This is a genomic window from Nocardia sp. NPDC059195 (assembly GCF_042754695.1).
GTDB lineage: Bacteria > Actinomycetota > Actinomycetes > Mycobacteriales > Mycobacteriaceae > Nocardia.
In genome coordinates this window covers 35,940-58,957 of record NZ_JBHZBG010000031.1, presented here as the reverse complement: position 1 = coordinate 58,957, position 23,018 = coordinate 35,940, and the positions used below count along the sequence as shown (strand labels likewise).

Annotated in this window: 28 protein-coding genes; 16 read left to right on the top strand and 12 right to left on the bottom strand. The window is 67.5% G+C overall.

Translation table 11 applies throughout. The features are described 5' to 3' along the window. Together ACFXKN_RS28440 and ACFXKN_RS28435 are read right to left on the bottom strand one after the other, a co-directional pair. A complete protein-coding gene (locus tag ACFXKN_RS28440; RefSeq protein ID WP_194826377.1) occupies positions 1 to 228 on the bottom strand; it encodes a DUF3107 domain-containing protein in 228 nt (75 codons plus the stop codon). Positions 229 to 391: 163 nt separating this feature from the next. Then, the gene (locus ACFXKN_RS28435; RefSeq protein WP_378940300.1) at positions 392 to 928 is read right to left on the bottom strand and encodes a YceI family protein; all 537 of its coding nucleotides are present in this window, start codon (positions 926 to 928) and stop codon (positions 392 to 394) included. A 100-nt stretch (positions 929 to 1,028) separates the two neighbouring features. On the opposite strand from ACFXKN_RS28435, the gene ACFXKN_RS28430 reads away from it, so the two are divergent. Beyond that, positions 1,029 to 1,901, top strand: a complete 873-nt coding sequence (locus ACFXKN_RS28430; protein WP_378940302.1) for a helix-turn-helix transcriptional regulator — start codon at positions 1,029 to 1,031, stop codon at positions 1,899 to 1,901. A gap of 4 nt (positions 1,902 to 1,905) precedes the next feature. On the opposite strand, the gene ACFXKN_RS28425 is transcribed toward ACFXKN_RS28430, so the two are convergent. After that, positions 1,906 to 2,595 carry a ferritin-like fold-containing protein gene (locus ACFXKN_RS28425; protein WP_379434164.1) on the bottom strand — a complete coding sequence of 230 codons (690 nt, stop codon included), beginning with the start codon at positions 2,593 to 2,595 and terminating at the stop codon, positions 1,906 to 1,908. Between the two features lie 28 nt (positions 2,596 to 2,623). After that, entirely contained in the window at positions 2,624 to 3,676 is a 1,053-nt protein-coding gene (locus ACFXKN_RS28420; RefSeq protein WP_378940306.1) for an alpha/beta fold hydrolase, read from the bottom strand. A 481-nt stretch (positions 3,677 to 4,157) separates the two neighbouring features. Between ACFXKN_RS28420 and ACFXKN_RS28415 the strand changes: the two genes are divergently transcribed. From ACFXKN_RS28415 to ACFXKN_RS28395, 5 genes are all read left to right on the top strand, one after another. Further along, positions 4,158 to 5,852 carry a DEAD/DEAH box helicase gene (locus tag ACFXKN_RS28415; RefSeq protein ID WP_378940308.1) on the top strand — a complete coding sequence of 565 codons (1,695 nt, stop codon included), beginning with the start codon at positions 4,158 to 4,160 and terminating at the stop codon, positions 5,850 to 5,852. 100 nt (positions 5,853 to 5,952) lie between these two features. Next, entirely contained in the window at positions 5,953 to 7,209 is a 1,257-nt protein-coding gene (locus ACFXKN_RS28410; RefSeq protein WP_378940310.1) for a hypothetical protein, read from the top strand. Between the two features lie 22 nt (positions 7,210 to 7,231). After that, on the top strand, positions 7,232 to 7,849 hold the full coding sequence (locus ACFXKN_RS28405; protein WP_378940312.1) for an acid phosphatase: 618 nt from the start codon (positions 7,232 to 7,234) through the stop codon (positions 7,847 to 7,849). Beyond that, positions 7,846 to 8,331 carry a GNAT family N-acetyltransferase gene (locus ACFXKN_RS28400; RefSeq protein WP_378940314.1) on the top strand — a complete coding sequence of 162 codons (486 nt, stop codon included), beginning with the start codon at positions 7,846 to 7,848 and terminating at the stop codon, positions 8,329 to 8,331. Before ACFXKN_RS28405 ends, ACFXKN_RS28400 begins: the two co-directional genes overlap by 4 nt. A gap of 4 nt (positions 8,332 to 8,335) precedes the next feature. Beyond that, complete coding sequence (locus ACFXKN_RS28395) at positions 8,336 to 9,013, top strand: endonuclease V (protein WP_378940316.1); 678 nt, start codon at positions 8,336 to 8,338, stop codon at positions 9,011 to 9,013. A 69-nt stretch (positions 9,014 to 9,082) separates the two neighbouring features. On the opposite strand, the gene ACFXKN_RS28390 is transcribed toward ACFXKN_RS28395, so the two are convergent. Further along, positions 9,083 to 9,475 carry a hypothetical protein gene (locus ACFXKN_RS28390; RefSeq protein WP_378942939.1) on the bottom strand — a complete coding sequence of 131 codons (393 nt, stop codon included), beginning with the start codon at positions 9,473 to 9,475 and terminating at the stop codon, positions 9,083 to 9,085. A gap of 146 nt (positions 9,476 to 9,621) precedes the next feature. On the opposite strand from ACFXKN_RS28390, the gene ACFXKN_RS28385 reads away from it, so the two are divergent. Then, complete coding sequence (locus tag ACFXKN_RS28385; RefSeq protein ID WP_379434163.1) at positions 9,622 to 10,566, top strand: diacylglycerol/lipid kinase family protein; 945 nt, start codon at positions 9,622 to 9,624, stop codon at positions 10,564 to 10,566. A gap of 251 nt (positions 10,567 to 10,817) precedes the next feature. Next, the gene (locus ACFXKN_RS28380; protein ID WP_022567051.1) at positions 10,818 to 11,072 is read left to right on the top strand and encodes a WhiB family transcriptional regulator; all 255 of its coding nucleotides are present in this window, start codon (positions 10,818 to 10,820) and stop codon (positions 11,070 to 11,072) included. 93 nt (positions 11,073 to 11,165) lie between these two features. On the opposite strand, the gene ACFXKN_RS28375 is transcribed toward ACFXKN_RS28380, so the two are convergent. Continuing rightward, entirely contained in the window at positions 11,166 to 12,680 is a 1,515-nt protein-coding gene (locus tag ACFXKN_RS28375) for a sensor histidine kinase (RefSeq protein ID WP_378940320.1), read from the bottom strand. A gap of 30 nt (positions 12,681 to 12,710) precedes the next feature. Next, on the bottom strand, positions 12,711 to 12,926 hold the full coding sequence (locus ACFXKN_RS28370; protein ID WP_378940322.1) for a biotin/lipoyl-binding carrier protein: 216 nt from the start codon (positions 12,924 to 12,926) through the stop codon (positions 12,711 to 12,713). A gap of 117 nt (positions 12,927 to 13,043) precedes the next feature. On the opposite strand from ACFXKN_RS28370, the gene ACFXKN_RS28365 reads away from it, so the two are divergent. Further along, the gene (locus ACFXKN_RS28365; protein ID WP_022597109.1) at positions 13,044 to 13,118 is read left to right on the top strand and encodes a 50S ribosomal protein bL37; all 75 of its coding nucleotides are present in this window, start codon (positions 13,044 to 13,046) and stop codon (positions 13,116 to 13,118) included. Between the two features lie 71 nt (positions 13,119 to 13,189). On the opposite strand, the gene rsrA is transcribed toward ACFXKN_RS28365, so the two are convergent. Both rsrA and ACFXKN_RS28355 read right to left on the bottom strand, forming a co-directional pair. Beyond that, on the bottom strand, positions 13,190 to 13,447 hold the full coding sequence (gene rsrA, locus ACFXKN_RS28360; RefSeq protein WP_378942953.1) for a mycothiol system anti-sigma-R factor: 258 nt from the start codon (positions 13,445 to 13,447) through the stop codon (positions 13,190 to 13,192). Between the two features lie 20 nt (positions 13,448 to 13,467). Then, on the bottom strand, positions 13,468 to 14,178 hold the full coding sequence (locus ACFXKN_RS28355) for a sigma-70 family RNA polymerase sigma factor (protein WP_378942958.1): 711 nt from the start codon (positions 14,176 to 14,178) through the stop codon (positions 13,468 to 13,470). 163 nt (positions 14,179 to 14,341) lie between these two features. On the opposite strand from ACFXKN_RS28355, the gene ybaK reads away from it, so the two are divergent. Next, complete coding sequence (gene ybaK, locus ACFXKN_RS28350; protein ID WP_378916694.1) at positions 14,342 to 14,818, top strand: Cys-tRNA(Pro) deacylase; 477 nt, start codon at positions 14,342 to 14,344, stop codon at positions 14,816 to 14,818. Between the two features lie 93 nt (positions 14,819 to 14,911). Beyond that, the gene (locus ACFXKN_RS28345; RefSeq protein WP_378940324.1) at positions 14,912 to 15,223 is read left to right on the top strand and encodes a hypothetical protein; all 312 of its coding nucleotides are present in this window, start codon (positions 14,912 to 14,914) and stop codon (positions 15,221 to 15,223) included. Positions 15,224 to 15,248: 25 nt separating this feature from the next. On the opposite strand, the gene ACFXKN_RS28340 is transcribed toward ACFXKN_RS28345, so the two are convergent. After that, on the bottom strand, positions 15,249 to 16,034 hold the full coding sequence (locus tag ACFXKN_RS28340; RefSeq protein WP_379434162.1) for an SOS response-associated peptidase: 786 nt from the start codon (positions 16,032 to 16,034) through the stop codon (positions 15,249 to 15,251). Positions 16,035 to 16,145: 111 nt separating this feature from the next. On the opposite strand from ACFXKN_RS28340, the gene aroA reads away from it, so the two are divergent. Further along, positions 16,146 to 17,438, top strand: a complete 1,293-nt coding sequence (gene aroA, locus ACFXKN_RS28335; protein WP_378940328.1) for a 3-phosphoshikimate 1-carboxyvinyltransferase — start codon at positions 16,146 to 16,148, stop codon at positions 17,436 to 17,438. Beyond that, complete coding sequence (rsgA, locus tag ACFXKN_RS28330; RefSeq protein WP_379434174.1) at positions 17,414 to 18,439, top strand: ribosome small subunit-dependent GTPase A; 1,026 nt, start codon at positions 17,414 to 17,416, stop codon at positions 18,437 to 18,439. Before aroA ends, rsgA begins: the two co-directional genes overlap by 25 nt. Positions 18,440 to 18,466: 27 nt before the next feature. Here rsgA and ACFXKN_RS28325 read toward each other — a convergent pair whose 3' ends face one another. Beyond that, a complete protein-coding gene (locus tag ACFXKN_RS28325; RefSeq protein WP_379434161.1) occupies positions 18,467 to 19,297 on the bottom strand; it encodes an Ig-like domain-containing protein in 831 nt (276 codons plus the stop codon). A 214-nt stretch (positions 19,298 to 19,511) separates the two neighbouring features. Here ACFXKN_RS28325 and ACFXKN_RS28320 point away from each other — a divergent pair, with 214 nt between their 5' ends. After that, complete coding sequence (locus tag ACFXKN_RS28320; protein ID WP_378916707.1) at positions 19,512 to 19,829, top strand: hypothetical protein; 318 nt, start codon at positions 19,512 to 19,514, stop codon at positions 19,827 to 19,829. Between the two features lie 59 nt (positions 19,830 to 19,888). On the opposite strand, the gene ACFXKN_RS28315 is transcribed toward ACFXKN_RS28320, so the two are convergent. Continuing rightward, positions 19,889 to 21,829 carry an N-6 DNA methylase gene (locus ACFXKN_RS28315; RefSeq protein WP_379434160.1) on the bottom strand — a complete coding sequence of 647 codons (1,941 nt, stop codon included), beginning with the start codon at positions 21,827 to 21,829 and terminating at the stop codon, positions 19,889 to 19,891. 162 nt (positions 21,830 to 21,991) lie between these two features. Here ACFXKN_RS28315 and ACFXKN_RS28310 point away from each other — a divergent pair, with 162 nt between their 5' ends. Next, positions 21,992 to 22,450, top strand: coding sequence for a MarR family winged helix-turn-helix transcriptional regulator (locus ACFXKN_RS28310; protein ID WP_378940337.1), 459 nt, complete (start codon positions 21,992 to 21,994; stop codon positions 22,448 to 22,450). A 73-nt stretch (positions 22,451 to 22,523) separates the two neighbouring features. After that, positions 22,524 to 22,970, top strand: a complete 447-nt coding sequence (locus tag ACFXKN_RS28305) for a hypothetical protein (protein ID WP_378940339.1) — start codon at positions 22,524 to 22,526, stop codon at positions 22,968 to 22,970. Positions 22,971 to 23,018 lie beyond the last annotated feature (48 nt).

Below are 23,018 nucleotides of genomic sequence, written 5' to 3'. Positions count from 1 at the left end.
TCAGACCGTTGCGAAGCCGACTCGGCCCGCGGCGGGGGAACCGATTTCCACGTAGGCGACCTTCGCGGCCTGGATCAGGAACTTGCGGCCCTTCTCGTCGGTGAGCGACACGACGCCGGCGGAGCCGCTCAGCGCATCGGACACCAGCGCCTCGATCTCGTCAGGGCTCTGCGCACTGTTGATGACGAGCTCTCGCGGGCTATCCGAAATACCGATCTTGACCTCCACGGCCAACCTCCGAACGTAAGAGTCCTGTGTTGTCGACTCCCAGGCTAATGCAGGCGGCCGACAGTGGTGTCACAGCCGCCTGCGCTCTGAGCGAACGAGTCAGGCGTACCTCCGCCTGCGCTCCGGCCATGCGCGGCTGAGGAACGCTTCGCGTCGGCGCCCGCTACGCAGGCTCGATCAGTTCGATCTCGAGTTCGATCTTCACGGTGTCGGAGAGCATGCCCGGCATGGCGACGCCGACGCCGAAGTCGGTGCGCTTGATGGCGCCGGTGGCGGAGAAGCCCGCGTGGCGGGTGCCGTCGGGGAAGTCGGCGATGCCGCCCCATTCGACGTCGAGAGTGAGCGGCTTGGTGATCGCGCCGAGGGTGGCCTCGCCGGTGACGGTGAAGGTTTCGGCGACCTGAACCGGCTGGGTGGCACGGAAGCTCAGGGTCGGGCGGTTGGCGACGTCGAGGAAGTCGGCCTGGCGGATGTGGGCGTCGCGGTCGGCGTTGCCGGTGTCGAAGGAGTCGAGTTCGATGGTGGCGCCGAGGGTGGCCGCGCCGGTTTCGTCGACGGCGAACTCGGTCTCGAAGCGGGTGAAGCCGCCGCGCACCTTGGCGATCCCGAGGTGGCGAATGGTGAACGCGACCGAGGAGTGGGCGGCGTCGAGGGCCCAGGATCCGGTCTTCAACTGCTGGGTCTGTGTCGAGGAGGTCATGCCTCCACAGTGACCGGACTGCGGTCCGTTAACCAGACCGCGGTTATCCTGGTCCCCGCAGGGCGTGGCTGAGAATGCCATGACCAGGGAGGATCGAGACATGGTTGGCGCAGGTACCACGGATCATCCGGGCGCCCGGTCGGCGTTCGCGGAACTTCTGATCGCCCGTCGAGCCGAATTGCGCCCGGAAGACGTCGGCCTTTCCGGCGGCGGCAGGCGCCGCACCCCGGGCCTGCGCCGCGAAGAGGTCGCCGTGCTGGCCGGTGTGAGCGCGGATTATCTGGCCCGGCTCGAACAGGGCCGCGATACCAACCCGTCGATGGCCGTGGTCGACGCACTCGCCACCGCGCTGCGGTTCAACGACACCGAGCGGGCCCATTTCGGCTGGCTCGCGCTGACCACCGGCAGCGAATCCCGGTGCCCCAGTACCGCTTTCGACCCTGCCCTCGATCAGGTGCCCGCCGCGCTTCGCAGCGTGCTCGACGCGCTCGCCCCCACCCCGGCATTCGCCCTCGGCCCCCGTGCCAATGTGCTCGCCTGGAACAGCGCGTGGGCCGACCTCGCCACCCCGCTCGGTCTGCTCGACAACCCGGACATGGTCAACCTCGCCGTCTGGACCTTCCGTCACCCGCTGGCCCGCACCACGGTCACCGATTGGCCCCAGTTCGCCGATCTCCTCGCCGATCAGCTCGCCAGAACACGCCTGCGCCGCCCCGACGACGAACGCGTAGCGAGCGTCATCACCACCCTGTGCGAAGAACCCGAATTCGCCCGCCGCTGGCAACCCCACCGCCTGGCCGAGGACATCCCCACCCTCCTCGGCTTCGAGCACCCGACCCGGGGCACGCTCACCTACACGGTGCAGACGCTGTCCGCCGACAAGGATCAGCAGGTCGTCATCTGGCTTCCCCGCGAAACCGCCGCCCGCGCACCGGAATTGCGCTTGGTGCCGGGTCGCGCGGTCGGCGGATAACCAGCTACAAGCCGAGTTCGGCCATGCGGGCCGCGTGCCGTTCCTGCATGCGGTCGAACAAGGTCGCGATGCCGTTGAGGTCGCCGGTCGCGGCGAGGACCAGTTCGGCCAGCTCGTCGCGCTGGGCCATCACGAACTGTGCCTGGGTGATCGCCTCGCCGAGCAGCCTGCGTCCCCACAGGGTGAGTCGGTCGCGCTCGGAGCGGCTGGCGGCTACCGCGCTGCGGACCTCGTCGACCACGAACTGCGAGTGTCCGGTCTCGGCGAGGACGTCGCGCACCACGTCGGAGACCTCGGCGGGCAGCGCGCCGGCGATCTCGGTGTAGAAGTCGGAGGCCAGACCGTCGGCGACGTAGAACTTCACCATCGACTCGAGCCAGGTCGACGGGTCGGTGGAGGCGTGGTAGGAGTCCAGGGCGCCCTGGTACTGCGCCATCGCGGCCTCGGCGTCGGCACCGCGCTCGGTGAGCGCCGCTTCCAAGGTCTCGAAGTGCGCGAGCTCGGCGGCGGCCATCTTGGCAACACCGATCCGGCCGCGCAGCGACGGCGCCTGCTTCGCCTCCTCGGCGAGCCGATAGAACGCGGACAGCTCGCCGTAAGCGAGGACCGCGAACAGCTCCGTCACCCCCGCGTGGTCCGCGGCGAGCGGTGAGGTCGAGAAGAATTCCGGCGCGGCAGAGGTCTGGGCTCCCATGACCGTCAACACTAGTCCCGATCGATGGTCAGTCGCGTTCGGCCAGGAATTTGTCCAGGTGCGCCCAGGTGGTTTCGCGGGCTTCCGGCCCGGTGAGAATGCCGAGGTGGCTACCCGGCACGACCTCGTAGGTGACCGACGGCGAACCCGACAGCGTGCGCAAACCGGCCTCGACGGCGGCCTTGGGGGTGATCACGTCGGACTTGCCGCCGATCAGCAGCACGGGCACGCGCACGTCGGCGAGTTCGATGGTCCGGTCGCGCAGTTCGAGCTTGCCGTTGCCGATGTCGTTGGCCAGCATCATCCGGCCCCACAGCTGGTTGTAGAAGCGGCCGGGGTAGCCGGGCATGGCGGCCTGGAAACGGTCGATGGATTCCATCTTGGCCAGGGTGTCGGTGTTCGCGATATTGCTGGCGATGAATCTCGGACGCGCCAGTTCACGGTCGTACGCGGCGAGGCGGTAGGCGAGCTTGGTGAGCGGCGCCGGGATGCCACCTGCGGCCCGGACGAGCGAGGTGGCGCCCCAGCCGCCGGTGAGGCTCACGGCGGCGCGCAGCTGCGGAATACCGAGCATCTTGTCGTAGTCGAGCGGCGGGCCGACCCCGGTGACCGAGCGGATCGGTAATTCCGGGTTCGCGGCGGCGGTGAGCAGCGAGAACATGCCGCCGATGGACCAGCCGATCAGGTCCACCGGCGCACCGCCGCGATCGGCGCTCACGCGCAGGATCGCCTCGGGCAGGATGTCGGTGACCCAGTCCTCGAAGCCCATCCGACGATCGGCGAAGGAGATGTCGCCGTAGTCGACCAGGTAGGGCGCGCGGCCGGTCTCCACCAGATAGCGCGCCAGGCTCTGATCGCGGCGCAGGTCGAAGCAGGTGGCGGGCGCGGCCAGTGGCGGCACCAGCAACACCGCGGAATCGCTTGCCGCAGACTGGAATTCGGCATCGTAGCGACGCAGCAGGCGGTGCGGCTCGTCCCACAGCACGGTCGAGGGCGCCGGGTCGACGGGCTCGATGCCTGCGCCGAAGCTCAGCGCCCACGCGTTGCGCGCGGCAGTGGTGACGGTGTCGGTGATACTCACGACTAGAAATGTCTCACACACAGTACCGCCGGTACCAGTGAGCTCGATTACACCTGTGGACATGCGCGAAATCCGGCGCTCATGAATTGCGCTGCGACACACCACCCATGCGGAGGTAATCCGCTGGCGAGCCGGTATTCGGGCGGCATTCATCCACGTCGAATTTCGGATTCCGCAGAATATCACGCTACAATCTCCGTGGACAACGCTAGTTTCGACGCCCGGACATACTCCGCGGCGTGGCAATCCACCGGCGCACAGCGCGGGCGGACAGCAGCGTTGCCCAGACAGCAATGTCGAAGAAAATGTGCGCGCAACGAATCCGCATCACCGCAGCGCCGCGCCGATGACACCGTCTCGACGACCACGCATAACGCCTGGTCGGCGATGGTTATCCGGCGCCGGCCCGGTGAATATCACAGGCGGGTATGTGGTCGTCGCGGGCCGACCGGCCCGCCCCACCTCGTGCGTGCGAGATGCAATGACGAGGAAGGCACGAACACTGAGCAAGATCACTGTCGAACAGGAACCCGGTTTGACCGACACACTCCTGACGGCCGAACTGGACAACACCCACATCCCGCCGAGTTTCGCCGAATTGGGCGTGCGCGAAGAAATCGTGCGCGCACTCGGTGAGATCGGGATCGAACGCACCTTCGCGATTCAGGAACTCACCCTGCCGCTGGCACTGGCCGGCGAGGACCTCATCGGCCAGGCCCGCACCGGCATGGGCAAGACCTTCGGTTTCGGCGTGCCGCTGCTGCACCGCATCGCCACCGCCGACTCCGGCACCACCCCGCTCGACGGCACCCCGCGCGCGCTGATCATCGTGCCGACGCGCGAGCTGTGCATCCAGGTCACCAAGGACCTGGAGAACGCCAGCAAGTACCTGACCAACCATCAGGGTGCGCTGAAGGTCGCCGCCATTTACGGTGGCCGCCCCTACGACACCCAGATCGCCGCACTGCGCGACGGCGTCGACGTGGTCGTCGGCACCCCCGGTCGTCTGCTCGATCTGGCGAACCAGAACCATCTGATCCTCGGCAAGATCGGCGTACTCGTCCTCGACGAGGCCGACGAGATGCTCGACCTGGGCTTCCTGCCCGATATCGAGCGCATCCTGTCGATGGTGCCCGACAAGCGTCAGACGATGCTGTTCTCGGCCACCATGCCGGGCCCGATCATCACCCTTGCCCGCACCTTCCTGACCAGGCCGACGCACATCCGCGCCGAGCTGGCCAACGATTCCGCGGTGCACGACCGCACCGCGCAGTTCGTCTACCGGGCCCACGCGATGGACAAGGCCGAGCTGGTCGCGCGCGTGCTGCAGGCGGAATCCCGCGGCGCGACGATGATCTTCACCCGCACCAAGCGCACCGCGCAGAAGGTGGCCGACGATCTCGCCGAGCGCGGGTTCAATGTCGGCGCTGTGCACGGCGACCTCGGTCAGATCGCCCGCGAGAAGGCGCTGAACAAGTTCCGCAAGGGCACCATCGACGTGCTCGTCGCCACCGATGTCGCCGCGCGCGGTATCGACATCGACGACGTCACCCACGTCATCAACTACCAGTGCCCCGAGGACGAGAAGACCTACGTGCACCGGATCGGCCGCACCGGCCGCGCCGGCCGCACCGGTGTCGCGATCACCCTCATCGACTGGGACGAGCTGCACCGCTGGGAGTCGATCAACAAGGCACTCGGCCTGAACATGGCCGACCCCGCCGAAACGTACTCCCGTTCGCCGCACCTCTACAGCGACCTCGGCATCCCCGAGGGCATCACCGGCGTGATCCGCAAGCCCGCGGCCCCCGCCCGTGACGATGACGCCGTAGTCGAGGAGCGCACCGAGCGTCCCAAGTCCTCGCGCAGCCGTCGCCGCACCCGCGGTGGCAAGGCCGAGGCCGAGGGCACGGAGTCGACCACGACCACCGAGTCGGCGGACAACGCCGACGAAGCGGCCGACGGCGACAAGCCCGCCCGCCGCAGGCGCCGTCGCCGCAAGCCCGCCGAGGCAGGCGAAGCGGGGACCGTCGAGTCGAGCACCAGCGAAGCCACCGACCCGCCCGAATCGGCTTCTGCCGAGGGCGACGACGCAGCCAAGCCCGCCCGCCGCAGGCGCCGCCGCAAGCCCGCGGAAGCCACCGCATCCGACGCGCCGGCCACCGTAGACGCCTGAGCAGTGGCTGGGGAGGCCGATCTCAGCCCTCCCCAGCCACGCCGCTCATCCCAAGTTCCGCCCCGCACAAACCAGCGGCCCCGCGCACACCAGCCCCCGCATGGCAAATACACTCGCGTACGTGCTCGCACCCGAACGGCGGACGCGCGCCGACATCTTCGTAGCAATCGCGATCGCCGTCACTCTCGTAGTGGCGGCGTTCGTCGTCTGGGCGCGCGCTGATGCCACCGGAACCGATTCGGTCACCGCGACGTCCCCCGCTCCCACCGTCACCGCGGCTACCCAACTGCCAACCACCCTGCGTGAGCAGTGGCATGCCGCCGACGAGTCGAGCAGGCGGGCGCTCACTTCGGGCAATGTGGTGGTGACCGGCGATCACGGCACCGTGAGCGGGCGCGATCCGATCACCGGAACCCAGCTGTGGTGGTATCGCCGGGATATGCCGCTGTGCGGGGTCGAGTCGCAGTTCGGCACCGTGATCGCCACCTATCGCGATCAGCGTGGGTGCAGTCAGTCCGTGATGCTCGAGGCTGATACCGGTGAGCGCCGGGTCGCGCGCAGCAGCTACATGGACGACGCGATTCGGGTCACCGGTGACGGCACCTATCTGCTGGCGCTCGGCGCCGACCGGTTGGAGATGTGGCGTTCGGATCTGGTGCGCACCCTCGAGTACGGCTACGTCGACGCACCGGTGAATCCGAATACCCAGCCGCGCAGCGGGTGTGCGCTGCGCTCGGCCGCGTCGAGTTCCTCGCGCCTCGCGGTGCTCGAACGCTGTCCCGGCGACACGACCGACCGGCTGACAGTGCTCAACCCGGCACCGAAGGAATCGACCGCCCCCGAGGAGTACGGCTCGCGAGTTCTCACCGCACCGGGCGCCGACGCGGCTGAAGTGCGGGTAATCGCGGTGTCGGACAACAAGATCGCCGTCTACTACCCCCCGACGGCACCCACCGCCAGCGGCCTCGGCCTGCCCGCCAGGATCGTCGTGCACGACGGCACCGGCAACGAGATCGCGACCCATCAGCTCGCCGCGCCGTGGGACGAGCGCGCCACGGTGACCCGCCTCGGCTCGGCCATCTACGTTTTCACCGGCAACAGTCTCATTGCCTTGAGCTCCAGCACATTACAGCCGGTCTGGACGGTTCGTGAGGCGATCGGCACCCCCGCGCTGATGGCAGGCAGGCTGCTGGTCCCGGTCCCCGACGGGCAGCTCGCGGTGGACAGCGGCAACGGCACGACGGTCGCCGAGATCCCGATCGAGCGCACCGACTACCGCGGCGACACCATCGCCACCGCCGTCCTCGGCAACACCGTGTTCGAACACCGCGGCGGACAGCTGTACGCGCTCCGCTGACCCGCACTGCCATGATGGACCCATGTCCACACCCGATGCCCGCCTGGTCCTGCTGCGCCACGGCGAAACCGAGTGGTCGAGTCAGCGCAAGCACACCAGCTTCACCGACCTGCCGCTGACCGAGCTGGGCGAGGCCCAGGCCGTAGCGGCCGGGCTGGTGCTGAAATCTCTCGACCTGCGCGATCCGCTCTGCTTCACCAGTCCGCGCCTGCGCGCCAGGCACACCGCCGAACTGGCCGGACTGTCGCCGATCCAGGTCGACGACGATCTGGTCGAGTGGAACTACGGCGAGTACGAGGGCATCACCACCGCGCAGATCCGCGAAACCGTGCCCGGCTGGACCGTGTGGACCGCGCCCGTCCCCGGCGGCGAGACGGCCGAGCAGGTGGGCGCCAGGGCCGACCGGATACTCGGCCGGGTCGAGCCGGAGCTGCCACAGCGCGACGTGATCCTGGTCGGTCACGGGCATTTCTCGCGGGTGTTGATCGCGCGCTGGGCGGAGTTCGCGGTGGGCGAGGGCCGCCGCTTCGCGATGTCAACCGGTGCGGTGAGCGTGCTCGGCTTCGACCACGACGCCCACTCCATCTGGGGCCACAACCTGACGACCCGTACCGAACCGATCGAAGGAGTCTCACGATGAGCGCACTCGTCCGGCGCGCCACCCCCGCCGATGTGACCGCGATGGTCGGGCTCGTCCACGATCTGGCCGAGTACGAGAAGGCGCCCGCCGAGTGCACGCTCACCCCGGAGCAGTTGCGGTCCGCGCTGTTCGGGCCGACGCCCGCGCTCTTCGCCCACGTTGCCGAGAACGACGGACAGGTGGCCGGTTGTGCGATCTGGTTCCTGAACTACTCCACCTGGGACGGCGTGCACGGCATCTACCTCGAGGACCTCTACGTGCGCCCCGAGACCCGCGGCACCGGCCTCGGCCGCGCACTGGTCGCGGCACTGGCCGCCGAGGCGGTCGAACACGGCTACAGCAGGGTGTCGTGGTCGGTGCTCACCTGGAACACACCCTCGATCGAGTTCTACCGATCCCTCGGTGCCGCACCGCAAGACGAATGGATCGGCTATCGCTTGGCCGGTGCCGAACTGGCGGCACTGGCCGCGACCGCGAGCTGAGCCGATGCGTATCGCGTTACCCCACGATTGGCCGCGGACACCCGACGAGGCGATCGCACTCCAGGACGAACTCCGCCCACTGGTGTCAACGGAAAACGTTGCGCCGCCTGAATTTTCGACGGCCGCCGGAATTGATTCGGCCTATGCCGAAGACGGTACCGTCGCGACCGCTGCGGTAATTGTCGACATCACCACCATGGAAACCGTGGAATCGGCAGTGGCACATGGGATTTCGGAATTCCCTTATGTGCCGGGACTACTCGCGTTCCGGGAACTGCCCGCAACTGTCGCGGCGTTGGAAAAGCTCACTGCCACACCGGATCTGCTCGTGTGCGATGCACAAGGTTTGGCGCATCCCCGACGTTTCGGATTGGCGTGCCATGTCGGGTTGCTCACCGGAATTCCCACCATCGGTGTCGCCAAATCGGTGTGGGGCGAATACCGCGCGCCCGGCCCGCGGCGCGGTGATGCCAGCGAGGTGACGATCGACGGCGAGGTCGTCGGCCGCGCACTGCGCACGCGCGACGACGTGAAGCCACTGTTCGTCTCGGTCGGTCACCTCATCGACCTCGACACCGCCTGCGCGCAGGTACTCGCCCTCACCCAGGGTTTCCGGCAGCCCGAGACCACCCGTCGAGCCGATCACCTGTGCCGCGAGGCGCTGCGCGCGGCAACGGCCTGACACCGAAAACCGTCAGACTACGAATCGTCCTCGGGAATTTCGCCGTAGTCCTGCCCGACAACCGTCAGACTACGAATCGTCCTCGGGAATTTCGCCGTAGTCATAAGCCATGAAGCGACTGGTGGCCGGGGCGAACAATGTCGCGAGCCCGCCTATCGCGACCAGCCCCAGCAAACTCCCCCACAACGGCTGATGCGAGTCCGTCAGCAACGACCAAGCCACCGGCAGCAACAACACGTTCGCGATGACCGCGATGGCCCGCCCCCAGCGTTTGCCACGCAGCAGCCCGATGCCCGCCGCGAGCACCCCGCCGAACAGCACCCCGAACCAGATCGCGGTGCCGACCCCGCTGGCCTCGGACTGATCGTGCCCGGTCAGCGCCCGCACGATCAGCACGATCGCGGTCACCAACCCGGCCAGTCCCTCCAGCGAAACCAGCCCACCGGCCAGCCGCACCGTCATCGGGATGCCGGTCGACACCTGTTCGCCGCCCTCGCGCTGGTCACCGTCTGTCACGTCCTGCTCTGCCACGTGCCCCAGCCTACGACGCCGCGTCGTGGCGCCCGGCGCGCGTCGGCTGTTCGCCCGCGCGCACTACCCTCGGCACTGTGCGGACGCTGCTCATTGTCAATCCCAATGCCACCTCGACGACCCCGGCCACCCGGGATCTGCTCGCTCACGCCTTGGAGAGCCGAACGCAGCTGACTGTTGCGCACACCCAGCATCGCGGTCACGCGGCCGAACTGGCCCAGTGGGCATCCACGCAGGAGATGGACCTGATCGTCGTGCACGGTGGCGATGGGACGGTCAACGAGACCATCAACGGGTTCCTGCCGGTGCCCCAGGTCGGCGACGACCAGGTGTGGCGCCCGCGCCTGGGGATCATCCCGGGCGGCTCGGCGAATGTCTTCGCCCGCGCGCTCGGCATCTCCCCCGATCCGGTGACAGCAACCAATCAGCTCATCGATCTGCTGGCTCGCGACGCCGACCGCCGGATCGGGCTCGGCCTCGCCGACGACCGGTGGTTCACCTTCAGCGCCGGCGTCGGCCTCGACGCCGATGTGTGCGAGGCGATCGACGCCGCCCGCGCCAAAGGCCGCAAGGCGACGCCCGCGCGCTATCTGCGAACCACGGTGCGTCAGTTCTTCCGGGCCCGGCGCCAGGATCCGAGCGTCATGGTCGAGGTGCCGGGACGGGATCCGCTCGAGGAGGTCTATTACGCCTTCGTCACGAATTCGAGCCCGTGGACCTATCTCGAGGACCGTCCGATTCGCACGAATCCCACCACCACCTTCGAATCGGGCCTCGGTGTGTTCGCGGTGAAGTCGATGAGTGTGCCGCGCACCCTGTTGCTTGCGCGGCAGTTGCTGGCCGCGAATGGAAACCCCAAGTCGCCCATGCTTTTCCGGGCCGACGATGTGCCGTCTGTGCGAATCGAGACGGGCCAGGAGATCGGCCTGCAAATCGATGGCGACTTCATCGGAAAACGCAAGATGGTGCATTTCACATCCGTCCCCAGCGTGCTCGATGTGGTGGCCCCCAAGCCATCCTGACACCCGGACATCAAGAAAAATCTCCAGGTTGCGCTGCGAAAACCTGGAGACGCGAGTACAAAGGACCGGGCAGGTTCCCCTTGTGGGGACCTAGAGCGTGATCTCCCCCACGGTGCGCCGGAGACCTATTGACATCTACGGTGATCGTGAAAGCATTCACAAGCAACCGTGCGGAAACATTCGAGTCGCACAAGTGAACGATCCACTAACTACAGGCGCCCTTTGTGGCGCCCTCGCAAAGGAGCAGAGGAATGGACTGGCGCCACAAGGCCATCTGTCGCGATGAGGACCCCGAACTGTTCTTCCCGGTGGGTAACAGTGGTCCTGCGCTCGCGCAGATTGCCGATGCCAAGCTGGTCTGCGCCCGCTGCCCCGTCACGGCCGATTGCCTGTCATGGGCCCTGAAGTCCGGACAGGATGCCGGCGTGTGGGGTGGAATGAGCGAAGACGAGCGTCGCGCGCTCAAGCGGCGCAACGCGCGCACCCGTACGCGTACCTCCGTCTAAGTCGACGGACCTGGCGTTGCCGGGCCTACCAGCCCCGGCCCGGTAACGCATGTGTGAGAACCCGGCACCTTACGGTGCCGGGTTTATTGTTTCTCAGCGCCCGGAACGACGACCGAGCGGAACCCGCAACACCGCGTCGGTGCCCACATCGGCACCGGGATGCAAACCGATCGAGCCGCCGAGTTCCGAAGTCACCAGGGTGCGCACGATCTGCAATCCCAACCGGTCGGAACCTTCCAGACTGAACCCTGACGGCAGCCCACGGCCGTCGTCGGAGATGATCACGTCGAGCCAGCGCGCCGATCGTTCCGAGCGAATCGTCACGGTACCGTTCTCCCCCGCGTCGAAGGCGTGCTCGATCGCGTTCTGCACCAGTTCCGTCAAGACCATCACCAGCGGTGTCGCCCGTTCCGCGGAGAAAACCCCGAGCGAGCCCGCCCGGCGCACCTTGATCCGCGCGGTGTGCACCGTCGCCACATCCGCCATGATCGGCAGCAGCCGGTCGATCACCTCGTCGAGGTCGACTTCCTCGTCCACCGACATCGACAGCATCTCGTGCACCGAGGCGATGGAGGTGACCCGGCGCACCGATTCCGTCAGTGCCACTTGGGCTTCCGGGTTTTCGGTGCGGCGGGCCTGTAGCCGCAGCAGGGCCGCCACGGTCTGCAGATTGTTCTTCACCCGGTGGTGGATCTCGCGGATCGTGGCGTCCTTGCTCAGCAACGCGCGATCACGCCGCTTCACCTCGGTGACGTCGCGCACCAGCACGGCGGGCCCAGCGAGTTCCCCTCCTGGACGCAGCACCAGCGTGCGCAACAGCACGGTCGCCCCGCGTGCCTCGACCTCCATCCGGCGCCCGGTGCGCCCGGCGAGTGCGGCCTGGATATCGGCAACCACTTCCTGCGCGTCGAACGGATCGGTGATCAGGGAACGGGTGGTCACCGCGAGATCCTGACCGACAAGATCGGCCTGCATCCCCATCCGGTGATAAGCCGAGAGCGCGTTCGGGCTCGCGTAGACGACGATGCCCTCGGTGTCGAGGCGGATGAAACCGTCGCCCGCGCGCGGGCTGGAGTGCGTCGCCGCCCGATCTTCGGGCGTCGGGAAACTGCCGTCGGCGATCATCTGGCACAGATCGTCGGCGCAGGCCACATAGGCCGTTTCGAGCATGCTGCGCACGCGCGCGCGTGCCAAGTCCGAATCCCGGCTCAGCACGGCGATCACGTCGTCGCCGCAACGCACCGGAATCGCCTCGCGCACCGCGTGTACCGGGCTCGGGTGATAGACCCCGCTCACCTCGACCTCGGTGTCGGTGCGCACGGTGTTTCCGCTCAGCAGGGCATCGAAGACCTGCGGGAAATCGGCGCGCGATGCGGTGGTGTCGACCTTGTCCTCGAGATGCACGGTCGGCGCGGTCGTCGGCCGGATCTGGGCGACACACACCACATCGGATCCGTCGACGACCGGGCCGGCGCCCACCCACAGCAGCAGATCGGAGAACGAGAGGTCGGCGAGCAACTGCCAATCGCCCACCACCCGTTGCAGATGGTCCACGGCGATGCCGGGAAGGTCGGTGTGTTCGGCCAGGAGCTCGCTCAGTGTTGCCACGCTGGATCTACCGCTTCGTTGTCGTGTGACTTACGCGATGGTGGCGATGAGGTCGCCCGCCTGTAAAACCTGGCCCGGCGCGACGTCGACCGAGGTGACCTCGCCCTCGACCTCGGTGAGCACCGGGATCTCCATCTTCATCGATTCGAGCAGCACCAGTGTCTGGTCGACCTGGACGTGCTCGCCCACGGTGACCTCGACAGCGAGCACGGTCGAAACCATCTCCGCGCGCACTTCTTCAGGCATGGCACCCCGTTCATAGTCATGCGGCCACCGCGATGCGACGGTGGCCGGTATCCGCCGAAGGTACAGCCAACCACACGTGAAACAATGGCTCTCGACCAGACAGAGAAGGGAGCTCCCATGGGTAAGCGTGGACGTAAGAAGCGCAGCCGCAAGGGCAACGCCGCAAACCACGGCAAGCGTCCTAACGCTTGAGTCGTGCCGCTGCGCACAGACGACAACAGCACGCTCTCGAGGAGAGCGTGCTGTTGTCGTCTCGGGGCTGATCAGCCCTCGGTGTTCTCGATCCTGGCAACCGTGATCGTCCGGTGGATCTCCAGCTTCAGGCGCTCGCGCAGACCGTCGGGAGCGTGCTCACCACCGCATTTGCGACTGAGCAGACCCTTGATCTTCTCCTCGATGCCGTAGGCCTCGATGCACGGGCTGCAGTGGTCCATGTGCTCCTGCAGGCGCTCCCGAGTGGCGTTGTCGCACTCGTTGTCGAGCATGAGCCACACATCCGCGAGGACCGCGGTGCAGTCCATGTCGAGATCGGGATCGTCACTCACTTGACTACCTCCTGGCGTTCCCCACGGTCGAATCCACGTTCGCGCGCCACGTCGGCGAGCAGGCCCTTGAGCTGCTTGCGTCCGCGGTGCAGCCGAGACATCACGGTACCGATGGGGGTGCCCATGATGTCGGCGATTTCCTTGTACGGGAAGCCCTCGACATCGGCGTAGTACACCGCCATCCGGAATTCCTCCGGTAGCTGCTGCAGCGCGGACTTGATCTGGTCGTCGGGCAGCGCGTCCAGCGCCTCCACCTCGGCCGAGCGCAGGCCCACCGAGGAGTGCTCGGCGGTGGCCGCCAGCTGCCAGTCGGTGATCTCGTCGGTCGGGTACTGCGCGGGCTGACGCTGCTTCTTGCGGTAGGAGTTGATATAGGTGTTGGTCAGGATCCGGTACAGCCAGGCACGCAGGTTGGTGCCCTCCCGGAACGACTTGAACCCCTGGAACGCCTTCACGAACGTCTCCTGCACCAGGTCCTCGGCATCGGCCGGGTTCCTGGTCATCCGCAGGGCGGCGCCGTAGAGCTGATCGATCATCGGGAGCGCATCGCGCTCGAACCGGGCCGCCAGCTCGGCTTCGTCGACTTCCGCGCCGGACCCGCCTGGCACCACGTCGTCGTCGCTCGTCACACCAATCCCTTCGATCGCCGTAGTAGCCGAATCTACCGGCACAACGGAATCGATCGGCAATCGCGCACCCTGTGGCAGGAGAGGACGCTCCTCGAGCAGCAGTGTCACTATCTCTCCTTCACGTCTTCCCGGACCGCGTGGGCTTGTCACTTGTGTGCAACATGCACCCCCGCATTCGTGTTCCCATACCGGGAGAAATGTGGTTGCCGAGTGGGTGTGGTCGGCGATTAGGGTGACCGCTATGTCGACTCCCGCGATCAAGGCGCTGCGCGGTATCGCGCACCGGGTGCACTCCTATTCCCACGATCCGCGGGCGGAGTCCTATGGCGACGAGGCCGTCGACGCACTCGGCGACGAGCTGGGCGTGCACGCCGCGCAGATCTTCAAGACGCTGGTGATCGAACTCTCATCCGGTGCGCTGGCGGTCGCCGTGGTGCCGGTGCCCGCGCGGTTGTCGTTGAAGGCGGCGGCCGCCGCTCTCGGCGCGTCGAAGGCGAGTATGGCCGACAAGACCAAGGCCGAGCGCACCACCGGCTATGTGCTCGGCGGGGTTTCGCCGCTGGGTCAGCGCAAGAAGTTGCCCACTGTTGTCGACGCCTCCGCGCTCGACTGGGATCGGGTGCTGTGCAGCGCGGGTAAACGCGGTCTCGAGATCGAGTTGGCGCCCGCGGACCTGGTGCGCGCCTGCGCGGCCGTCACGGCTCCGATCACCAGCTGAGGCAATCCGATCGGCTTCTGGCTCCGAATTCACTTCGGTGCATTCTGCGCCCGGTACGACCGATTCGATTCGACCAGAGGATGTGATGCGAAAATGTCCGCTCGTTCGACGATCGCCGCCCTGTCCGGTGCCTTGTTGATCACCTTCGGCGCTGCCGCCTTAGCCCCTGCCACCGCGGCTCCACAGGTGGTCCCGCCATCGCAGGCCGAACCCGGCGACTATCCGCTCAACGGCCAAGGGGCCACTCCGAGGAGTTCGCCGGGAACCACGCCGGGAACCGATCAGAGCTCCGATAAGGCGGAGAAGCTCGGCGGCGGGGTCGCCACCGAGGTCATCGATCTGGTCACCGGAATCATCAAGTGTGGGTTGAACATCGCCACCGATTCGGTGCCCTGCTCGCTCTGAAGCCGGTACCCGAGGCCGGGCATGATCACAGCAATGTGGTCTGCCCGGCCTCGTCGTTGTGGTTCGCGTCGAGCAGGAGCAGTTCTGGGCCGTTGTTGCGCACGTTGTTCACCAGGGTGGACACCGGGCGCGCCACGATCGTCGCCAGCTCCGCCTGCGAGGGCGGCATCAGCAATTCAGCGGGCGCCGGGTGGTCCGGGTCCAACCACGCGTCCCAGTGTTCCCGCGGCATCGGCAACGGCATCCGGTCGTGGATGTCGGCCAGCTCGCCGCTCGCGTCGGTGGTCAGGATCGTGCACGACATGAGTGGCTCGGAATCGGGTTGGCCGCGATCACGCCAGACCGACCACAGTCCGGCCATATAGAGCAGGGAACCGACGCTGTGCGACATATAGAAGGGCCGCTTCACCGCCTTGCCCTTGCCGGTCGGCGCGGGCTCGACCAGCCACTCGTACCAGCCGTCCATCGGCACCAGACAGCGCTTGTGTTTGACGGCATCGCGGAACGACGGCGCGGTGCTCGCCTTGTCGGCACGCGCGTTGAACAGCGGTTTCCCCTTGGCGGGCACGCCGGGCTCGGCCGCCTTGGTCCAGTGCGGGATCAGGCCCCAGCGCATGCGCCGGATCCGCAGACGCGGATCGTCGTCGGGTTCACCGTGCGCGTGCCGCTCCACCACGGTGAGCACCTGGGTGGTCGGCGCGACGTTGTAGCTGACGGCGGCGTCCGGCCCGTCGAGCGCCGTCTCGTCGACAGCGTCCAATTCAGCCGCCAACCGGCCCGGATTCGTGGTCGTCGCATATCGTCCACACATAAAGGTCAAGATACGCGCGGGGACCGACAGAAGACCCTGCCGACGACACCACCCCACGCCGAAACGCGCACCACCGGTGCGTCCGAACCGCACATAAGCGAAGATGGGGGCGTGAGTTTCTGGCCTGCGCCCCATATCGAGGTCCCCGTCCACGCGACCGTGACCCTGCCCGGATCGAAGTCCATCACCAACCGCGCGCTCATCCTGGCCGCACTGGCCGATGGGCCGTCCACGCTCACCGGTGCCCTGCGCAGCCGCGACACCGACCTGATGATCGGAGCCCTGCGCGCCCTCGGCACCGAGATCACCGGCGACGCCGAGACCCTCGACATCACCCCGGCTCCCCTACGCAGCGCCGCGGTCGACTGCGGCCTCGCGGGCACCATCATGCGATTCCTGCCGCCCGCCGCCGCACTGGCCACCGGCGATGTCGCGTTCTTCGGCGACGAGCAGGCGAAGCTGCGCCCGCTCACCACCATCCTCGACGCCTTGCGCAAGCTCGGTCTCGATGTCGACGGTGACGCGCTGCCGTTCGTCGTGCACGGCACCGGCGCCCTGCGCGGCGGCACCGTCACCATCGACGCCTCGGGTTCCTCGCAGTTCGTTTCGGGCCTGCTGCTCTCGGCCGCCCGCTTCGACGAGGGCATCACCGTCCACCACGACGGCAAGGCGCTGCCGTCCATGCCGCACATCGAGATGACCGTCGAAATGCTGCGTCGCGCCGATGTGGCCGTGCAGACCCCCGCCGATTCCGGCAACGCCCAGACCTGGACCGTGGCACCCGGACCGATCCGCGCGGTCGATTGGGACATCGAACCCGATCTGTCCAACGCCACCCCGTTCCTCGCCGCGGCCGCGGTAACCGGCGGCGAGGTGAGCATCCCGATGTGGCCGCGCGGCACCACCCAGCCCGGTGACGTGATCCGCGAGATCCTCGTCCGGATGGGCGCCGAAGCCCGCATCTTCGACGGCATCCTCACCGTGGCAGGCCCAGAACGCCTGGCGGGCATCGACATCGACCTGCACGACGTCGGCGAACTCACCCCCACCGTCGCCGCGCTGGCCGCACTGGCCGATTCACCCTCGCGACTGCGTGGCATCGCCCACCTGCGTGGACACGAAACAGACCGTCTCGCAGCACTTTCCACCGAGATCAACCGTCTCGGCGGCAATGTCACCGAGACCGAGGACGGCCTCGAGATCGTGCCTGCCCCGCTGCACGGCGGTCAGTGGCACTCCTACGCCGATCACCGAATGGCCACCGCCGGTGCGATTCTCGGGCTGCGCGTGCCCGGCGTGGAGATCGAGGACATCGGCACCACCGCCAAGACCCTGCCGACCTTCGTCGCGCTGTGGGAACAGATGCTGGCACCCGCGTTATCCGGCGAGGGAGTGGCGCGCTGAGCCGCCAGGGGCGATCCTCAGCCAGCTACGACGAATCCGATGTCCGGGTGCGCCCGGGTAAGGCGTCGTCGCGTCCCCGCACCAAGACCCGGCCGCAGCACTCCGACGCCGAGGCTGCCATGGTGGTGGCCGTCGACCGCGGCCGCTGGGGGTGTGTGCTCGACGGCGATGCCGACCGGCGCATCGTCGCCATGCGCGCCCGCGAGCTGGGCCGCACCCCGATCGTCGTCGGTGATCAGGTCGACGTGGTCGGCGACCTCACCGGCAGGCCCGACAGCCTGGCCCGCATCGTGCGGGTGAGCAACCGCAGCACCGTATTGCGCCGCACCGCCGACGACACCGATCCGTTCGAGCGCATCGTCGTCGCCAATGCCCAGCAGCTGTTCATCGTTGTCGCGCTGGCCGATCCGCCGCCGCGTACCGGTTTCGTCGAGCGGGCGATGGTGGCCGCGTATGCCGGTGGGCTGGAACCGATTCTGGTGCTGACCAAGCGCGATCTGGTCGCGGAATCCGAATTCGCCTCCGCCTTCGACGGTCTCGACCTCGAGATCCTCTACGCCGGCATCGACGACCCGATGGAGCCGGTGCTCGAGCACCTGAACAACAGGCTCACCGCGCTGATCGGACACTCCGGTGTCGGCAAGTCGACAATGGTGAATCGTCTTGTGCCCGATGCCTATCGGGCGGTCGGCGAGGTGTCCGGGGTCGGCAAGGGCAAGCACACCTCCACCCAGTCGGTGGCCTTGCCGCTGCCCGACGGCGGCTGGGTGATCGACACTCCCGGCGTGCGCTCGTTCGGCCTTGCCCACATCACCCCCGACGATGTGATCGCCTCGTTCACCGACCTCGCGGGTGCCATCGAGGACTGTCCGCGCGGCTGCACCCATCTCGGCCCACCCGCCGATCCGGAATGCGCGCTCGATCAGCTGCCCGGCACGGAACGGCGGGTCGCCGCGATTCGCACGCTGCTGACCGCGCTCATCTCCAATGATGCTTGGTAGCAACCGTTTCCGTGCCGGGGCAACTCTTTAGAAGCTGAACGACCCGGTATCGACGCCCCCGCCACCACCGCCACCGTCGGTCGGCACTTCGGCCACGGTGACGGTCTTGGTGCTCGACGAACTCGCCACACCGCTGCGCCCGGAGAAGGCCGCGCCGATGCTGTAGGCCCCTGGGGCGCCCGGCGTCCAGACGATGCTCGCCTTGCCGTTCGCGCCGACCGGGATGTCGCCCAGCACGTTGTCGCCCGCCTTGAACTGGACCGTGCCGCCCGCGGCCGCCGGGGTCACGCTGGCCTCCAGTGTGACGGCCTTGCCGACCTGCGCACCCGACACATCGGTGATGGTGGTGCTGGACACGGCGTCACCCGAGACCGTGATGGCCGGTCCCTTGCCCTGATAAGTGCCGTCGCCGAGCGAGCCGCCATAGTGCATCGACGTCGGCAGCGGGGTATCGCGGGCGCAGTTCACGCCGACCTTGTACTGGATCTCGAAGGTCTGGGATTTCGGCGAAATATTCGGGTACACCGGGTATTTGGTGGTGCCGAACTCGGCACGGATCCAGTCCGAGGACGAGGTGTCGATCGACACGACATCACCCGACATCTTCGCCGAGCCCGCGACCGGGGTCAGGCACGCCGGGTGCAGGTCCTTGATCGAGTAGATGTATTCCACCGGAATGCCGGTGCGCTCGAACTTCGTCGTCACGGTCACCGTGTCGCCGACCACCGGGTTGGTGTTCGACACCGTCCTGGTGAAACGACTGCTGCCGTCATCCCAGGTGATTGCCCCCGGAGCGGCCACGGCCGATCCGGGAAACGCCGCCATCGCCAGCCCCGCCGCGGCCGCGAACGTGGCCACACGCTGCACTCTTCTGTCCACCATCATCTATCTCCAAGTACGCCGGACGCCCTCGACGTCGTCGAGGCGCTGATTCGCCCGAGTGGCGAGCAGTAGATCACGCCCTCGTTCCCGGCGGATCCAAATCCGAAATAGATCTCGTTCAGATTTCGAATTCGACTCGCGTCGGCTCGCGTTCACAACCCCGACACGGTCCGCCGGTACCGTCATGCCCATGAAGCCACCGGCGATCGGTTACCTGCGCCGCGACATCTCAGGTGTCGCTCAGTCCTGGGACGAAACGCAGATCCGTTCCCTAGCCGAGCGCCTCGGTTACCGCTTCACCAAGACCGTCGTCTTCAGTGACCGCACCGACGACCCGATCGGCCGCCTGCTCGACGTGGTCACCACCACCGAAGCCGCCGCGATCGTCACCCCCAGCCTCACCCACCTCGGCACCGACCTGCCCCACCGCATCGTCGCCGCGTGCGACATCATCACGGTCTCCCCCGAAATAACCCACGCGAGAACCCTCCCCGCGCTTCCCGCTTAGGTCACGCTGGTCGCCACACGAATGTCGTTATGCCGCCGCCCTGTTGGACGGTAATCCGTTCACCCGACTCGATCGGGGTGGAGTTCCAGGGCGCCTGCGGTGAGGCCGGTGGCGATGAGGTCGGCGGCTCGGCGGGCGGCGGTGGCGGTGGTGTGGGCGGCTACTCGCAGATGGTGGAGGCGGCGGAAGGCTTCACCGTAGGTCTTTTGCTCGGGGAGCGCGAGCAGGGGAATGCGGAGGCGGGCGGGGTCCAGCCGGATGGTCGTCGTGCCGTACATGGCAGCGGCGTTGTCGGGGCTGCCGATGAACCCGGCGAAGAACCAGGGGTCTATGCGGGTGGGGTCGGCGCGAAAGACGAGGACACCGGGGGCGGGGACGGCACCGATGTCGGCGCCTTCGGCGACGCGGGTGCCCTGGGCGGCGCCGTGGTCGTCGCGCAGGCGGGCGACCAGGACATCGCCCTCCTCGATCGGGTCACCGACGGGCGCACCGGGGGCGGTGAGCCCGGAGGGGGCTCGGCTGTCGAGGAGGTCGTGGCCGGTGAGGACCGGGCGTGGAGTGGCGCCGTCGGCGACGGCGTCGGACGTGGCGCTGACGATACGCACGGCTTTGCCCGCGATCAGGTTGCCGACCGCCACATACCGCCACACAGTGCCCGGTGCCGAATCCCATTCGCGGACAGCATCAGCGGTGGAATGCAGTCGCGTGAGGTCCTCACCGAGCTGACCGATGGCGGCGCGGGCCGAAGCCGAGGCGCTGTCGGGGTCGACGGCGGCGCGCACCTGCCGGGCAGGCGTGAGATCGACGTCGTCGTCGAGGACGTCCATGACCCGGACCACGGCGGTCACATCGGGGACGGTCGCGTCGTCACCCTTGTCGAAGGCATGCCACGCGTTGACGACTGTTTCGGCGAGGACCTGCCAATCCGGTTGGTCTCCACCATGATCGGGTAAGCGGGTCGTGTCGGCGAACAACAATGTGTCTGTCGGATACCCCTTGCCGGGACGCCGGAGTACCCACAGTTGCAGCCCTACCTGTCGCGGAGTCGACGCGCCGGGCGGCAGGGCGATCACGGCACGTAATGCGCCCGCCCGCAACAGTTCCATTCTGATCCGGCGACCCGAAGACCTGGCGGCGACAGCAGGCGGGAGCAGCAGAACAGCGGTGCCGCCGGGGTGTAGATGGGCGATGGCGTGCTGCACCCAGGCGAGTTCGGATTCGCTGCGCGGGGGCACCGAGTACACCCAGCGCGGATCGAGCGCGAGTTCGTCGGCGCTCCAATCACGTTGCGAATAGGGCGGATTCGATAGCACCGCATCGAACTCGACATCGGTGAACGCGTCGGCGAGCAAGGCATCACCCGTGCGGATATCCGCTTCGACCCGGGGAGCCAGGGTGCTGAGCAGCGCGGCGGTGCGGCTCGCCTGCACGGGCAGTATGTCCTGACCCGCCAGCCGGTCGGCGCCGATCCGGGCGGCCTCGAGCAACAGGGTGCCGCCTCCACAGGCCGGGTCGAGCACCGAGCGCGGAGCGGGCGACGCGGACGCGGCGAGTACATCGGCCATCAAGGCGGCGACAGGTTGATCTGTCGGGTAGATGCCGGTACTCGGACCGTCGAGGCCACGTTCGGCCAGCACGGCGAGTGTCTGCTGCACGCCGACGTCGCCGATCGCGGCACGCACCGCCTCGTGCGCGGCATCCTTCGCACCACTCGTGGGGTCTGCCACGAACGCCATCAGCCCCGCGATATCCCCGGGTGCGACCTCGGAGCGCAGCACGGTACGCAGGCGCTGCACCGGCGAATCCGCCGCGGTGACCCCATGTCCGCGCAACCACTGCTGCACCTCGGCGAGGTCGAACAGCGGGCGCGATTCGGAGCCCCCCGGCACCGGCGCGGGGAAGTCGGCGTGCCGGCGGCGCCAATTGCTCACGGTCGCGCGGGTGACGCCGGCCAGCCGGGAGATCTCGGCGGCGGCGACGGTGGGCGTCGAGTCTGACAAGAGGTCTCCTATGGTCAAGGTCGAACCTTACACATCATCGTTGACATAAACCCACGTCAGCGTGCGTGGTTTCGATGTCCACAGTGAATACATCGCTTCCCTGTTGCGAATACCCTCCTCCCGGAGTGCGGCCGTTGCGGTCTCGTGCGGGAAAATAGGGCGGTGACCACCGAGAACGAGCGTCCTGGACCGCCGGCGATGAGCCCGAGCATTGTGGTGATCACGATGTCACGGCGGGTGGAGGCGGCGTTGGGGGTGGAGTTGGGGGAGCTGGATTTGACGGTGGCTCGGCTGGGGTTGCTCGGGCATATCAATGGGGTGCCGGGGGCCTCGTTCAGTGAGTTGGCGCGGATGTCGGGGACGAGTGTGCAGAGTGTGCATGCCGCGGTGAAAGGCCTTGTCGGGGCGGGGTTGGTGCAGGATCGGACGGCGCGGGCGGGGTCGGCGTCGGCGATCGAATTGACCGAGGCGGGGGCGGAGTTGCTCGCGGAGGCGCGAAAGGCAGTGGCGCGAGTGGACACTCAGCTGTTCGGGGCGGAGGCGGATCCGATTCTGCGACGGGTCGGCACGGCGATCGTCGACGCGTTCGCCGGAGAATTCCCACCTCGTCCACAAGCGTGACGAATCCAACCTTCAATATGACTGAAGCTCGAGCTAGGCTTCAATCACATTGAAGGTCGGAGGGAGTCGGTAGTTGGAACACGTCTTGTTGTCCGTGCATGTGCTCGCGGGCATCGTCTTCGTCGGCGGCTCAGCGGTCGCCACCAGTCTTTTTCCCCGGTACGCGCCGGTCGCCGGTGGGCCCGATCCAGAGTCGGTGCGCAGCAGGCCGGTCGCGGTCGCCATGCACCGGATCACCGGGAACTACGCGAAACTCGCGATCATCGTGCCGGTGATCGGCATCGTGCTGGCCACGATCCAGGGCCGGATGAACGAAATCTGGATCACCACGGCGATGGTGACCACCGCCGTGGCGGGTGGGCTGCTCGCCGTACAGATCGTGCCGCTGCAGCGCGAGGCCCTCGACGAGCCCGACGACGGCAAGCGCCTGCGCGTGCTGTCGATGCTCGCGGGAATCTACAACCTGCTGTGGACGGCCGTGGTCGTGCTCATGATCGTCCGTCCCGGATCCGCCACGTGAGCACTTACAGAAGGTCGAGCACCGCCGCGACCAGTGGGCCGGCCGAGG